This window comes from Haematobacter massiliensis (assembly GCF_000740795.1).
GTDB classification, from domain to species: domain Bacteria; phylum Pseudomonadota; class Alphaproteobacteria; order Rhodobacterales; family Rhodobacteraceae; genus Haematobacter; species Haematobacter massiliensis.
Window position 1 is genome coordinate 1 of the sequence record NZ_JGYG01000009.1, and the last position, 14,045, is coordinate 14,045.

10 protein-coding genes and 1 pseudogene are annotated in these 14,045 nt (G+C 66.1%); 4 read left to right on the forward strand and 7 right to left on the reverse strand.

Annotated features, from left to right (window positions below; translation table 11 throughout):
- Together CN97_RS20300 and CN97_RS13115 are read left to right on the forward strand one after the other, a co-directional pair.
- Positions 1–316 (forward strand): annotated as a pseudogene (locus CN97_RS20300) (erythrose-4-phosphate dehydrogenase); the annotation flags it as partial.
- A 1,340-nt stretch (positions 317–1,656) separates the two neighbouring features.
- The gene (locus CN97_RS13115) at positions 1,657–2,925 is read left to right on the forward strand and encodes an aminopeptidase (RefSeq protein ID WP_035712615.1); all 1,269 of its coding nucleotides are present in this window, start codon (positions 1,657–1,659) and stop codon (positions 2,923–2,925) included.
- A gap of 42 nt (positions 2,926–2,967) precedes the next feature.
- Here CN97_RS13115 and CN97_RS13120 read toward each other — a convergent pair whose 3' ends face one another.
- The 7 genes from CN97_RS13120 to CN97_RS13150 form a co-directional block, all read right to left on the reverse strand.
- A complete protein-coding gene (locus CN97_RS13120; RefSeq protein WP_035712282.1) occupies positions 2,968–4,485 on the reverse strand; it encodes a tripartite tricarboxylate transporter permease in 1,518 nt (505 codons plus the stop codon).
- Positions 4,482–5,030: a tripartite tricarboxylate transporter TctB family protein gene (locus CN97_RS13125; protein ID WP_084684165.1), complete on the reverse strand. Its 549-nt coding sequence runs from the start codon at positions 5,028–5,030 to the stop codon at positions 4,482–4,484. Before CN97_RS13125 ends, CN97_RS13120 begins: the two co-directional genes overlap by 4 nt.
- The gene (locus CN97_RS13130; protein ID WP_035712285.1) at positions 5,027–5,971 is read right to left on the reverse strand and encodes a Bug family tripartite tricarboxylate transporter substrate binding protein; all 945 of its coding nucleotides are present in this window, start codon (positions 5,969–5,971) and stop codon (positions 5,027–5,029) included. The genes CN97_RS13125 and CN97_RS13130 overlap by 4 nt, the downstream gene beginning before the upstream one ends.
- Positions 5,972–6,149: 178 nt before the next feature.
- Positions 6,150–7,946 (reverse strand): glycoside hydrolase family 15 protein, encoded by a 1,797-nt coding sequence (locus CN97_RS13135; RefSeq protein ID WP_035712287.1) that lies wholly within the window; start codon positions 7,944–7,946, stop codon positions 6,150–6,152.
- Between the two features lie 1,019 nt (positions 7,947–8,965).
- On the reverse strand, positions 8,966–9,943 hold the full coding sequence (locus CN97_RS13140; RefSeq protein ID WP_084684166.1) for a metallophosphoesterase family protein: 978 nt from the start codon (positions 9,941–9,943) through the stop codon (positions 8,966–8,968).
- The gene (locus CN97_RS13145) at positions 9,940–10,854 is read right to left on the reverse strand and encodes a diacylglycerol/lipid kinase family protein (RefSeq protein WP_035712289.1); all 915 of its coding nucleotides are present in this window, start codon (positions 10,852–10,854) and stop codon (positions 9,940–9,942) included. Before CN97_RS13145 ends, CN97_RS13140 begins: the two co-directional genes overlap by 4 nt.
- Positions 10,855–10,923: 69 nt before the next feature.
- Positions 10,924–11,871 (reverse strand): hypothetical protein, encoded by a 948-nt coding sequence (locus CN97_RS13150; protein WP_035712291.1) that lies wholly within the window; start codon positions 11,869–11,871, stop codon positions 10,924–10,926.
- 89 nt (positions 11,872–11,960) lie between these two features.
- On the opposite strand from CN97_RS13150, the gene CN97_RS13155 reads away from it, so the two are divergent.
- Both CN97_RS13155 and CN97_RS13160 read left to right on the forward strand, forming a co-directional pair.
- Positions 11,961–12,359, forward strand: coding sequence for a hypothetical protein (locus CN97_RS13155; protein ID WP_035712293.1), 399 nt, complete (start codon positions 11,961–11,963; stop codon positions 12,357–12,359).
- A 12-nt stretch (positions 12,360–12,371) separates the two neighbouring features.
- Positions 12,372–14,045, forward strand: coding sequence for a hypothetical protein (locus tag CN97_RS13160; RefSeq protein ID WP_035712296.1), 1,674 nt, complete (start codon positions 12,372–12,374; stop codon positions 14,043–14,045).

A 14,045-nucleotide genomic window follows, 5' to 3' on the forward strand; every position in this document is an offset into this window, starting at 1 on the left:
GGTTCCGACACCGAACGTCTCTGTCGTGGACTTGGTGTTCGAGGCGGCACGGGACACGACGGCGGAGGAGATCAACGCCGCGATCCGCTAGGCGGCGGCGGGGCGGCTGGCGGGGATCCTCGGCTTCACGGAGGAGGCGAACGTCTCCTCCGACTTCAACCACGACCCCCGCTCCTCGGTGTTTCACATGGACCAGACCAGAGTGATGGAGGGCCGGCTCTGCCGCATCCTCTCCTGGTACGACAACGAATGGGGCTTCTCCAACCGAATGGCAGATACCGCCGCCGCTATCGGACGGCTCGGCGATCCCGCCTGAGGCACCCGGGCTTTCCGCCGGGGGTCGCGGGGGGCGTCCCCCGCGCTGCCGAAGGCAGCCTCCCTGCCGGATTGCGCGCCATGCCCTGCCGGAGGGCAGCCTCTGACCCCCAGCGGCTTCAGCACGGTCACTCTGACCCCCACCGGCGCGCGGGCCGGCGGAAGCGGATAGACCAACCTGGCCGTCACGCGCTCACAGGCGATGGCGCAGCCGGCCAAGGCTCCTTGACGCCATCCCGGCCCTCCACACGCGCTGGGGCGATAGTAATCAAGAATCTCGTGCTGGCGTTCACAAAGCCAGCCCTCCACACGCGCGGGAGTGATAGGAACTCAGTCCCATTCCTCGGCGCGCCCTCAAACGGCCCTCCGCACACGCGGGGGCGATTGGTTTGTGGAAAATATGAACAATGCCTCTATCATCGGCTCTCCGCACGCGCGGGGGCGATTGCCAGAGCGCCCGGCCCTCTTGATCGCACCAGGGGCGGCCCGCCCGAAGCACGCCGGCGATAGGTTCTTGTCGCCACGCGCCAGCATGCCGAGGACCAGACCCTCCCTGCGCGCGCTGTCGATAGGCTCGTTCGATCCTTAAAGCCTCGGCAGCAGCCTGACCTCCCAGCCGGCGAGCGATGTCGGCAGCCCGAGAGCGTATTGAGCACACAGTCGCTGACCTCCACGCGCGGACGAGCAATATCCCGGCCAAGTCTCTGTCTTTCTGCGCTCCTGTGCGACCTCTATGCGCGTGGGCGATTGCGCTTCGCCGGTTCCGGGGGCAGGCAAACCCGGGCTACCTCTAGGCGCGCGTGGGCGATTAGTTCTGGAATTAACTGGTTCTAGAATTAACGGCCTCTAGCTTGGGGTCACTGACCTCCACGCGCGCACGAGCGATCACGAGCGATTGTGTCCATGCCCTTGCCGTCCATGCGGCGTGGGCTGACCTCCACTCGCACGGGCTATTGGTTTATCCCTAAGCGCCTTGCATGGCTTGCAAGCTGACCTCCACGCGCGCGGGCGATTGCTAGACGCAGCCATGAATGCGCCCATCCGTGACCTGACCTCCACGCGCGCGCGGGCGATTGGGTACTTATGCGGCGGTTCCAGTGGCAGGGCTCCTGAGCTCCACACGCGCCCGGGCGATTGGGGTGGTCACGCCAGTTGGCTTGCATAGTGTGGCTGATCTCCGCGGGCGCGGGCGATTGTCTAGCAGGAGAAGCACACGAGTGACGTCTGGGCGTCATGAATGCGCGCGCGAGATCCTTCGGGAACCCTCCGCCGACGGGCAGTGGAGCCTTTGACGCCGCCCATGCGCGGGCTATGCTTTTGCGGGAAGCCAAGGAGCCTGTGATGAACAAGCCATCCCCCATCGATCCCTCTGCCGGCCCTGTGAGCGAGGAGCTGCTCGACCGGCTCGCGGAAGTTGCCGTGAAGGTCGGTCTGAACCTTCAGCCCGGGCAGGATCTCGTGCTGACCGCGCCGGTCGCCGCCCTGCCCCTCGTCCGCCGGATCGCCGCGCGGGCCTATGCCGCCGGTGCGGGCGTGGTAACGCCGATCCTGTCGGACGAAGGCGTGACGCTCGCCCGGTTCCAGCATGGTCAGGATGCCTCCTTCGACCGTGCGCCGGACTGGCTTTATCGCGGCATGGCCGCCGCCTATGAGGGGAATGCCGCACGGCTTGCCGTTTCAGGCGACAATCCCATGCTGCTGGCCGAACAGGATCCCGCCAAAGTGGCCCGCGCCAACCGGGCCAACTCCGCTGCCTACAAACCCGCGCTGGAGAAGATCTCCAATTTCGATATCAACTGGAACATCGTCTCCTATCCCAACCCGTCCTGGGCGCGGCTCGTCTTTCCCGACCTGCCGGAGGATTCGGCGGTGGCGCGGCTGGCAGACGCGATCTTCGCCGCCTCCCGCGTTGACGGGCCGGACCCGGTCGCCGCCTGGGCTTCACATAACGCTGCGCTGAAGACGCGCGCGGGCTGGCTGAACGAGCATCGGTTCGCCGCGCTCCATTTCACCGGACCCGGTACCGATCTGACGGTGGGCCTTGCCGACGGGCATGAGTGGATGGGCGGGGCGTCACCCGCCAAGAACGGCATCACCTGCAACCCCAACATCCCGACGGAAGAGGTCTTCACCACGCCCCATTCCCAGCGCGTTGAAGGCTATGTCCGCTCCACCAAGCCGCTCGCCCATCAGGGCACGCTGATCGACAATATCCAAGTGCGGTTCGAGGGCGGGCGCATCACGGAGGCGCGCGCCACCAAGGGGGAAGCCGTGCTGCTCAAGGTGCTGGATACGGACGAGGGCGCGCGGCGGCTGGGAGAGGTGGCGCTGGTGCCCCATTCCTCTCCCATCTCGCAATCGGGGTTGCTGTTCTACAACACACTGTTCGACGAGAACGCCGCCTGCCACATCGCGCTCGGCCAGTGCTACTCCAAATGCTTCGTCGACGGGGCGAGCCTCACGCCGGAAGAGATCGCCGCGCAGGGGGGCAACTCCAGCCTCATCCATGTGGACTGGATGATCGGCTCCGGCGAGATAGACATCGACGGGATCGGCGCCGACGGCGCCCGGGTGCCAGTGTTCCGCAAGGGGGAATGGGCCACCCGCTGAGCCATAGGGGTGGGGCGCGGGCACCCCTCCCCGTCTCCCCCGTCAGTCCTCATCCGCGGCGAGCTGGCTCAACACCTTGCCGCGGCCCCGGATACGCAGGATCATCGGCACCACGAAGGCGAGGACCGCCACCGTCATCAAGCCTGCCGAAACCGGCGAGGAGACAAGCACCGTCCAGTCCCCCTGGCTGATCGCCAGCGCCCGGCGCAGCTGCTGCTCCGCCAGCGGGCCGAGGATCAGCCCCACGACGATCGGTGCGATCGGGTAGCCGAAGAGCCGCATCACGAAGCCCAAGAGGCCAAAGGCCAGCAGCATCGCCAGTTCGAACACCGAGGGATTGGCCCCGATGGTGCCCAGCGTCGCGAACAGCAGGATGCCTGCGTAAAGCCATGGCCGCGGGATGGTGAGCAGCTTCACCCACAGCCCGATCAGCGGCAGGTTCAGCACGAGCAGCATGGCGTTTGCGATCAGCAGCGAGGCCACCAGCCCCCAGACAAGCGTGGGATTCGTGGCGAAGAGCAGCGGCCCGGGCTGCAGGCCGAACTGCTGGAACCCGGCCAGCATGATCGCCGCCGTCGCCGTCGTCGGCAGGCCGAGCGTGAGCAGCGGCACCAGCGTTCCGGCAGCAGAGGCATTGTTCGCGGCTTCCGGCCCGGCGACGCCTTCGATGGCCCCCTCTCCGAATTCCTCGGGATGTTTGGTCATCTTCTTTTCGACGGCATAGGACAGGAAGGTGCCGATCTCCGCCCCGCCTGCCGGCATGGCGCCGATGGGAAAGCCGATGGCGGTGCCGCGGAGCCAGGGCCGCCATGACCGTTTCCAGTCCTGCCGGTTCATCCAGAGCGATCCCTTGACCGCGATCACCTCATCCTTGCCCGACCACCGCTGCGAGGCGAGGTAGAGCGCCTCCCCGATGGCGAACATCGCGACGGCCAGTGTCGTCACCTCCACCCCGTCGAGCAGTTCGGGCATACCGAACGAGAGGCGCGCCTGCCCCGAAAGCTGGTCGATCCCGATGACGGCCAGCCCCAGCCCCAGAAACAGCGATGTCAGCCCCCGCAGCGCCGATTCCCCGAAAGCGGAGGAGACGGTCACGAAGGCCAGCACCATCAGCGCAAAGTACTCCCGCGGGCCGAACACCAGCGCGAGCTTCACGATGATCGGCGCGACGAAGGCGAGCAGCAGCGTCGCGATCAGCCCCGCCACGAAGGAGCCGATGGCCGCGGTGGCGAGCGCGGGGCCGCCCCGACCCTTGCGCGCCATCCGGTTGCCCTCCAGCGCGGTGATGATCGAGGCGCTTTCCCCTGGCGTATTCAGCAGGATGGAGGTTGTCGACCCGCCGTACATCCCCCCGTAATAGATGCCCGCGAACATGATGAGAGATCCGGCCGGGTCGAGCTTGTAGGTCACCGGCAGCAGGAGCGCCACGGTCAGCGCGGGGCCGATCCCCGGCAGCACACCGACCGCCGTGCCAAGCGTCACGCCGATCAGCGCATAGAGCAGGTTCATCGGCTGCATGGCTATGGCGAGGCCCTGCAGCAGGAAATCGAATGTCGTCACCGGACCGCCCTCAGAAAGAGGTTCTCAAGCACGCCTTCCGGCAGGTGCAGTTGCAGCAGTTGCGAAAACAGCAGCCAGACCGCGAAGGACAGGACGATCCCCACGATCACGGCGAAGATCAGGTTGCGATAGCCGAAGCCACGCGCCGTCGCGCCGAACATCACGCCCGTGGCGATGGAGAAACCCGCAGGTATCAGCAGCAGGATCTGTGCGACCAGTCCGCCTATCACCCACAGAAGCGGCGGAACCTCCACCCGCTCCCGTTCGGGGAAATCGTGGCGAAAGGCCGCCACGACCGTCCAGACCGCCAGAAGGATCAGCACTCCGCCGACGATTTCCGGCACCGTCCCCGGCCCGACCTGCGAATAGCCGCCGAGATCGGCGAGCTGCAGCGCATCGGCAATAATGACGGCACCGAAGCCGAACAGCCCCGCCGCGATGACGAGCGCGCCGGTATCGGCGCGCCGCCCGTCCCGCCCGCCATGGCCGCTTGGTCCATGGTCCGGGCCATCGTGGCGCTGCCCGCTCACCGGGCGGTCGCTCATTTCACCAGACCGATGTCTTTGAGCACAGCGTTCGTCGCGGCGATATCTTCCTGCAACTGCGTATCGAAGGCGTCGCCCGCGAGATAGGTATCCGCCCAGCCCTTGTCGGAAAGCTGCTTCTGCCACTCCGCCGACTTCACCATCTTCTCGATATCGGCCGAAACGGCGGCCTTCTGCTCCGGCGTCAGCCCCGGCGCGGCGGCGACCATGCGCCAGTTCTCCAGGACGACATCGAGCCCTGATTCCTTGAGCGTCGGCGCATCGAAGCCCTCTACCCGCTCACCGGAGGAAACCGCGAGAAGCCGCAGCGTACCGGCCTTGATCTGCCCCTCGAACTCGCCCAGCGAAGACACCCCCGCCGAAACCTGCGCGCCAAGGATCGCGGCCAGCGCCTCGCCGCCGCCGGAATAGGCGATGTAGTTGATCTTCGTCGGATCCACGCCCGCCGCCTTGGCGATGAGGCCGACAGCGATATGGTCGGTGCCGCCCGCCGATCCGCCCGCCCAGCTCACCGCGCCGGGGTTCTCCTTCAGCGCCGCGATCAGGTCGTTGATCGACTGGAACGGAGAGGAGGCGGGAACGACCACGGCCTCATACTCTCCGGTCAGCCGGGCAATGGGCGTCACGTCGTCGAGCCCGACGGGCGACTTGTTGGTCAGGATCGCACCGACCATGACGTAGCCGCCCACGATCAGCGCGGATGGATCGCCCTTCTTCTGGCTGACGAATTGCGCAAGCCCGATGGTTCCCCCCGCACCCGGCACGTTCTGAACCTGCACGCTGCGCGAGATGCCTGCCTCCTGCAGCACCGTCTGCATGGTGCGGGCCGTCTGGTCCCATCCGCCACCGGGATTGGCGGGCGCGATGATCGTGTAATCCGCGGCCATGGCAGGTAGCGAAAGCGCGCCAGCAATCAGCGACGCCAATGCGAAGTTTTTCATGATTGATCCTCCTCCAACGGCGCTTCTTTGGAAAGCGCCTCCTTCTCCCGGGGAATGTCCTTCCCCGACCCTCCCCTTGGCCGGGGCCGCTCGCGCGGTCGGGTTCAGGATAGAAAGAGGTTTGCCATCTGACAACTGTGTGATCGCAGTGACAGGCGCTTGGCGGGCGGCCCTGCTTTCAGAGCACCTCGTCCCAGCTCCTGGACAGGCGGGCCGCCGCATTGATGAGCCCGACCATCGAATAGGTCTGCGGGAAATTACCCCACAGCTCCCCGCTCTCCACATGCACCCCTTCGGACAACAGCCCCATCGGATTGCGGTGCGACAGGATGTCGAGGAAGATTTCCCGCGCTTCCTCCCGCCGGCCTACCCGGATCAGCGCATCTATGAGCCAGAAGGTGCAGGCCGTGAAGGCTGTCTCCGGCTCACCGAAATCGTCCGGCGCGCGGTAGCGATAGAGGTGGTTGCCGAAGCGGAGCCACTTCTCGCAGGCCGCGAGGGTGGAGAGGAAGCGTGGGTCGGATGCCTCCAGAATGCCGATTTCCGGCATGAGCAGCAGGCTCGCATCCAGATCGCCGCCTCCGAAGGTCGCCACGAAGCTCCCCAGCTCGGCGTTCCATGCCCGGCTCAGCACCCCCTCCCGGATGTGGTCAGCCACCTTGCGCCAGTAGGTGGCCCGCTCCGTCAGGCCGAGCCGCGCCGCGATCCGCGCCAGCCGGTCGCACGCCGCCCAGCACATCATGGAAGAATGGGTATGCACCCCGTTCCGCGTGCGGAATTCCCAGATGCCGGCGTCGGGCTGGTTCCAGCGGCTCTCCGCCTGCGCGCCCAGAACCTCCAGCTGGCGGAACAGCGCCTCTCCCCCCATCACGGGGAGGCGTTCGTCGAAGAAGCACTGGATGATCGACAGGATGACGGAACCGTAGCCGTCGTTCTGGATCTGGGTATAGGCGGCATTGCCCCGCCGCACCGGGCCATGCCCGCGATAGCCGGGAAGCGAGGGCACGATATGCTCGTCCACCTCCCGCTCCAGCCCGAGACCGAAGAGCGGCTGAAGGTACCCGCCCTCGGATCCCATCGCGATGTTGGAGACGTAGGAGAGATAGTCCTCCATCGTGCGGGTGGCCGACAGGCTGTTCAGCGCCTTGACGGTGAAATAGGAATCCCTCAGCCAGCAGAAGCGGTAATCCCAGTTCCGCCCGCTGTCGCCATATTCCGGGATGGAGGTGGTCAGCGCCGCGACGATCGCCCCCGTTTCCTCCGTCGAGCAGAGTTTCAGCGTGATGGCGGATCGGATGACGACATCCTGATAATCCGGGGGGATCGAAAGGCTGCGCACCCATTCCAGCCAATATCGCTCCGTCTCCCGCAGGAAGGAGCGCGCGATGGAACGCGGCGAATCCGTCAGCCGCTCGTCCGGGCCGAGCAGGAAGGCATAGGGCCTGTCCACGATGAACGGCGTCTCATGCGCGATGTATTCCACCGGCGCATCGGTGGTCAGCCGCAGCACCTGCTCCCCCAAGAGGAAGCGGAGATGGTTCGTGCCCCGCGTGGTCTCCGGCCGGGCATTGCCATAGTCGTGACGGGGCCGGACCAGCATCTGCATCCGGGGCGACCCCGCAACCGGCTCCACCAGCCGCACAACCGTCTGCCCGCGGAACATCCGGCCATGCGCCTGAAAGCGGGGACAGAAATCCGTGACGCGAAGGCGGTTGCCCTGGCCATCGACCAGTTCGGTCTCGATGATCGCGGTGTTGCGTCGGTAGCGCTGGGTGGAGCCTGCCTGATCCACCAGACGGATCGACCAGTCTCCTCCTTCTGCCTCCTCCCGGTCCAGCAGGCGGCAGAATACCGGATCTCCGTCGAGGCGCGGGGCGCACATCCAGACGATGGACGCCTCTCTGTCGACAAGCGCTGCCGAGGAGCAGTTTCCGATGACACCAAGGTCGAGCGAAGGGGAGGCGGGTCGCGACATGCGCTGTCCTTTCTGTCTTGTCTGGCCCCTCGGCGGGTGTGGGATGGTGGCTCCTGAGGGAAGCGGTGGCTCCCTGCCTAACCTATTGGCGCCGGACGCGGCAGACGCAAATTGTCAAACCGGCGTGTCCTGCAGCGCAAGAACACAGCTGGGCTCCCCTGTCCCCGAGAGTGGCATCGGGGCGGTTGCCGGGAGGCACACTGCCATGCCGCAACATCCAGTTCCGCGCGCCGGACACTTGTGAAATCGCCAGCCGCATCGCGACGAAGTCCCGTACCACGCGGTTGAGGTGGAAGGAGATGCTGACCAGAGAGGAACTTCCTCGCCCCGGGATACACCACGCGCAGGGGAGGCGCTGGCGCCATCGAAGCCGCCGACCTCCTCCCTGTCCCGATACCGCGCGTCGGGGTAGCAGAACGGCGGTCTGTCTGGAGGGTACCCCGATACCGCGCGCGTAGCGATGGCAGTCATGACGAAATCCACGCTGGACAGCCGCTCGCCACATGTCGTGCGCGAGGGGAGTTACCGGCCGCGTCGTGCGCCCGATCAGCGATGCGCGCTCGCCATACGTCCCGCGCGGGGGACTGACCTCGTTCATCCAGCGGGGAGGCATTTCTAGCGACCACATGTCACGCGCGCGGGGAGTGTCCGCGATCCAACTGGTCGTGACATGCGGCACAGGCCCACATGTCGCGCGCGCGGGGAGCGCCCATCATCACCGCCCGGGGTGTTATAAGCTATGTCCCACATGTCGCGCGCGCGGGGAGCGCCCGCTTGTGCTTGCGGTGTTTATTATCCCATGTCCCACATGTCGCGCGCGCGGGGAGGGCCCCCATCCAGAGACTTGAGGCTGTCCTCCAACTGCCCACATGTCGCGCGCGGGGGAATGCCCCCGTCCTCGCGCCCGGGCGAAGCTATATGCCACGTGCCGCGTGTGTAGGGTGGGGTGACAAGGCCCATCGGTCTCTCCCGCCAGCCTCAATTGCAGGGGTGGCGTAACTGTATCCCCGCGGGTCACGCTATCCGCCGCGGGCCGCGCGTGGGCTGGGCGGCGTGAGGTTGATTGTTTCATCCATGTCTGAGCGGCCCGGTTCCCCGGTTTGCCCTGTCATTGGGGCCAGTTCTCCCTCCGGTGGCGCCAGGACCGGCTCGCCCTGCAAAGCGGAGTCAGAAGATGCTTCCGCAATGGAAGCTGCGACGGAAGTGCCGGTTCCCGCCGCGATCCAGCCTTCCCCGCCTTTCCGAAAGACATGGGGCGGCGTGTAGGCGAAGCGGCCCGCCTCGTCCACGGCAAGGGCGGCGATCTCCACCCGGTCGCGGTCGATGTCGATCAGGTTGAAGCTGTTCTTCTCCCCGCGCAGGCGGGTGGACAGGACTGTCCCCGCCTGGACGAAAAGCACATGCGGATAATTGGTGAACGGAGCGATGTGGGTATTGTGGATATGCCCCGACAGCACGATATCCGCCCCTGCTTCGGCAAAGCCCTCGACGGCTTTTGACGCCCCCCGCATCACCGGTTTACGCGCCCCCGGAAGCTGTTCGAGCGGGTGGTGGAGCACAACGATACGCGCTGCATCGCCCGCCTCGACAAAGGCCTTTTTCGCGCGGCTCAACGCGTGTTTGGGCATTCTGCCCTGCTGCCACGCGAAACGGTTCACCGTGTTGACGCCCACCACCGCCATATCGTCGCTGCGGAACTCCGGCTCCAGCTCCCGGCTGATGAAACGGCGGTAGCGCTTCCACGGCATCAGGAACCGCATGAAGGGATTGTCGAGCGGCGTGTCATGGTTGCCGGGAACCGAGAGCACCGGCCCGGACAAGCGGTTCAGGAAGGCACGCGCCTCCTCGAACTGCCACACGCGGGCGCGCTGGGTGAAATCGCCGGAGATTACCGTAAGGTCGGGTTTCAGGCCATTCACCGCTTCCACCAGCGGGGCGAACAGGGCGGGGTCTGTCCGGCCGAAATGCAGGTCGGAGAGATGGACTATGCGGCTCATGCGGACACCTGATCTTCCGGGCTGGGTGTGACCACGCTGATCGCATCCTTCAGGATCTCGAAGCGCAGGGGGGCGCGCATCCTTGCCTTCTCACCGTCGAAGGCGACGAGAGGATTCTTCTGCGGCAGCTCCACCTCTATCTCCGCCGCGTCGATGAGCGTCACATCCCGACCAACCTGCAGCCGCTTGCTCACCAGCCGCCAGGCCAGACGGAACAATCCGGCGCGCCCCTCCGCCTTGGCCACATACATGGCGAAGCGGTCGCCGTTGATCGCCTCCGTCCCTTCCAGACCATAGCGCTCTATCTGATAAGCGGAGCGGGCGACGAACAGCAGCGGCGTACGGAAGTCCCTCCGCTCCCCATCCGCGAGAATGGACAGTCGCATGGGCCGCTGAAAGCCCAGAAAGGTCTTGATGACCGACCAGTGGGCCAGCAGCCGGTATCTCCCCCAACGCTCGTATACATCCTCGCGCTGCTTCAAGATGGATGGATAAATGCCAAGGCTCGCATTGTTCAGGAACACCTGTCCGTTCACAGTGGCGAGCGACATCTTTTCCGCCCGGCCGGCAAGTATCGCCTCCGCCGCCTCCTGCGGCTCCTGCGGCAATCCCAGCCCGCGCGCGAAGAAGTTGAACGTGCCGAGCGGCAATACCCCCATCGCGGCCTTGCGGTCCCGCATCTCGGAGGCGACGGCCATGATCGTGCCATCGCCGCCAGCGGCCACGATCAGATCGCGCCCCTCGCCCTCCAGCTCATCAATGAGATCGGCCATGCGGTCGGTTTCCGGGTCCCAATAGACCAAGCGCGCGGTGGGGCCGAAGACCTCCATCGCGTGCTCTACCGCCTCCTTCTCGCGCGAGTTCCGTCCCGATCCCGCATTCGCCACGACGCCGATGGCCTTCGCCTGCATTCCGTTTCCGTCCTCTTTAGCCATGAGCCAACGCAGAGCAGGCGCGCCGGTTGCATCCCCGGTGGAACTCTAGCCCAGAAGCACCCGCGCGACAGGAACGGGCAGCACGGGCACGGTCATGTCGAAGAGCCGCGCTCTCTGGCCTGCGACGCGGGCCACCGTCTCGAGAAGGGGGGCAGGGCCCATCAGGGGCAGCGGCGCTGCCCGCCCCTCTCCGCTCCTTGCAGTCAGCGCGTCGAGCCAGCCGGGAGCCGGGACTGCCCCCCGGTAAAGCCGCGCCGCCTCACCGGCCGGGCCAGGGGGCACCGGTGCGCCGCGCCGCTCCATCTCCACCATGTTGCGCCAGAGAAACATTGCCTCCTCCACCGCACGGATGGCCGTCTGGCATGGCTCCTGTCCAGCGGCGGAACCGATGGTGGGGCGGCCGTTGTTGCGGTCCGCTGTGCAGGCGATTGCCACGACGTGCTGCGGCCCTCCCGCCATCCAGAGCGACAGGCCGCGAAGCTGCCCATCGAGGTAGCTGCGGTAGCGCGCCAGTTCCGGCAGATCGACGCGATGAAACGCGGAGCCGTCCCCTTCGGCCAGCCGCGCGAGGGCGAGGTGCTCCAGCGTCTCCAGGCAGGCGCGATCACCGGCATCCCCAAGACCGTCGCCCGCCGCCGCCCCGCGGGAGGTAACGCCCCCACCCCCCGGTGCGCCGAGCGTCAACCGCGTGATCGGTTCATCCACCATAACGCCGCCGGCTGTGGCGAAGGGCATGAGACGGGTGGGCCTTGCGCCGGAATATTGCAGCGCATATCGCTCCGCCCCCTCCATCAGCGCCCGGAACGCCGCCTCCGCGCGAGTCGCCCCCGCGCCGGACGCCACGCGAGCCGCCAGCCCTTCAGGGGGCGCGCAACCTGCGGGTAACGCCAAGGCAACCACCGCAATGTGGAACGGCCAGTCGGGCGGCAGAGCGGGAAAATGCGGCGCCGAAAGCAAATCGCCCGAACAGGCGCGAGCAAGGTGTTTTTCCATCATGCTTCCGGTTGCAAACCGTCGTTCTTCACAGGATTATCGCGAGACTGTGATTCAATCCATATGCATTGCCCCGGGGAGGGTATGGAATGGCACGTCTCAAACTGAAAACCGGTGAAAGCTACAGATCGGTCGGCGCGGCTCTGCTTGAGATGGCCGAGGCCGTCCGTCGAGACACGCCGGAACAGCGTTTTTCGCCCGACCGGGGCGTAGAGCTGTCGGAAAGGTTCAAGGCTCTTTTCGACGAACGTTTCGTCGATGGCCCGCCCACCCTGCTCAAGACCGGGGATGACGGGCCTGTCGAGGATGGTGTCCACCTCGTGCTGCATTTCGACCGGACGGTGTCGGAGGGCGGCAAGACGATGCGGATCGTCAATGTCGCCGTTCCAGACTTCACCGGCAAGGGGCGGATCGACCGCGACACAGGGCTTTCCGGCATCGCGGAGGAGGCGATCGGCTTCGTCACGATCTGTGGCTGCGCGGGATAGAGCGCCGCCCGGATGCTGCCCGCGAGCCACACTGTCGGCCCCCGCAGCCGTATCGCCATCGGGATGGCTGGCATCAGTGTCTTTGGTGCCTTCCGACTGACCGCACCGGACGGACAGGATGCGACCCCGCCAGGGAAGAGAGCGAAGGCGCTTCTCGCGATGCTGGCGCTCGCCCCCGGCGGGCGGCGGACCCGCGGGTGGTTGCAGGATCGGCTCTGGAGTGACCGCGATCCGGCGAAGGGCCGTGCCAGCCTGCGGCAGGAGTTGAGCGCACTCCGCCATCACCTTGTCCGTTACGGGCTGGAGATCATCTCCACCCCCGGTGATGATGTCGTCCTCCATCTGGAGGCGCTGCGGGTGGATGCCTTCGTCTCTGTTCCCGCGCCGCATCTCGATCTGCTGGAAGGGATGGATCTCCCCGATCCGGAGTTCGAGACATGGCTGAGCGAGGAGCGGGCCCATTGGTACGGCAAGCTCGACGGGCACGCTGTACTGACCGCCCCGCCGCAGGCAGTGCCGCAAGGGCCCGAGCCGCCGCAGTTGGCGGCGCGGACCTTGTTTCCGCATCTTGCCATCGAACCTTTCGCGGTGATCGGGGGGGATGCGCAGCTTTCCTATCTCGCCAGCGGCCTGCGCGAGGAGCTGTCCACGGTCATCGGCGCGGTGGTGGGAACTTATCGGATCATCGACCCAAGCCTTGCCGGAGAGGATGTCGACTATCTCCTTCAGGGCAGCTTGCGCATGGAGGGGGAGCTCATCCGCCTCAACGCACGTATCGTGGCCGCGCATGGTGGATCAATCGTCTGGAATGACCGCTTCGACCTTCGCGCCCTGAGTTTCGGCGCACAGGAGCGCCTGTCGCGACGCATCGTGGAAGCGATTCAGACGGCTCTGTCGGATGGTCGCTGGGCAGAGTACTGGGCCGGGTCCGAAACCGATATCCGCGCCTGGGAGCTGTTTCAGAAGGGCCGGGTGCAGGAAAACTCCGTCAGCCGGACAGCGCTGGCGCGGGCAATGGAATTCTACCGTCAGGCCATCGCCATCGACCCCTCGTTCCTGCAGGCACGCGTGTCGCTGGGCTTTTGTCTGCTCGATGGCCTGCGACTTGGCTGGCATGATAACCCGCGTGATGCCGAAGAGGGTGTCGCCCGCATCGTGGCCGAGATCTTCGTCCTGTCGCCGAGCCATTTGCACGGACGTGCGCTTCACGCCTTCTGGCTCTGTTCGCAGGGTCATTTCGAGGATGCGCTTGCGCGGATGACCGCCGTTGTCGCGGAATCGCCGGAAAGCCCGGAGATGCTCTCCTACCTCGCCGCGATCTTCGGCTATTGCGGCGATCTTGCGCATTCCATCGACCTCTACCGCCACGCCCTCACCCTCACCCCGCATCCGCCCGTCTGGATCCGCACCAATCTGATCCTTGACTGTCTGATGCTCGGGCGGAACGGCGTCGGCCCGCAGATCGATGAGGTTCTGGAAGGCGATCCCGGCAATATCCGCGCCCATATCTGCAAGACTGTGCATCTTATCCGGGCTGACAGGATGGGGGAGGCCCGTCAGGTGGCGGAGCGGATCCGCAGCCTGCAGCCGGGGTTTACCGCCGCGAACTGGCGGTCGCGGGCCTTCTTTCGAGACCCGTCCAACCATGACACCATCGCGGCGGATCTGGCCCGCGCCGGATTGTAG

Coding starts and splice junctions, on each gene's coding strand:
- CN97_RS13115 (WP_035712615.1), top strand. CDS start 1,657: ATGAACAAGCCATCCCCCATCGATCCCTCTGCCGGCCCTGTGAGCGAG.
- CN97_RS13125 (WP_084684165.1), bottom strand. CDS start 5,030: ATGAGCGACCGCCCGGTGAGCGGGCAGCGCCACGATGGCCCGGACCAT.
- CN97_RS13130 (WP_035712285.1), bottom strand. CDS start 5,971: ATGAAAAACTTCGCATTGGCGTCGCTGATTGCTGGCGCGCTTTCGCTA.
- CN97_RS13135 (WP_035712287.1), bottom strand. CDS start 7,946: ATGTCGCGACCCGCCTCCCCTTCGCTCGACCTTGGTGTCATCGGAAAC.
- CN97_RS13140 (WP_084684166.1), bottom strand. CDS start 9,943: ATGAGCCGCATAGTCCATCTCTCCGACCTGCATTTCGGCCGGACAGAC.
- CN97_RS13145 (WP_035712289.1), bottom strand. CDS start 10,854: ATGCAGGCGAAGGCCATCGGCGTCGTGGCGAATGCGGGATCGGGACGG.
- CN97_RS13150 (WP_035712291.1), bottom strand. CDS start 11,871: ATGGAAAAACACCTTGCTCGCGCCTGTTCGGGCGATTTGCTTTCGGCG.
- CN97_RS13155 (WP_035712293.1), top strand. CDS start 11,961: ATGGCACGTCTCAAACTGAAAACCGGTGAAAGCTACAGATCGGTCGGC.
- CN97_RS13160 (WP_035712296.1), top strand. CDS start 12,372: ATGCTGCCCGCGAGCCACACTGTCGGCCCCCGCAGCCGTATCGCCATC.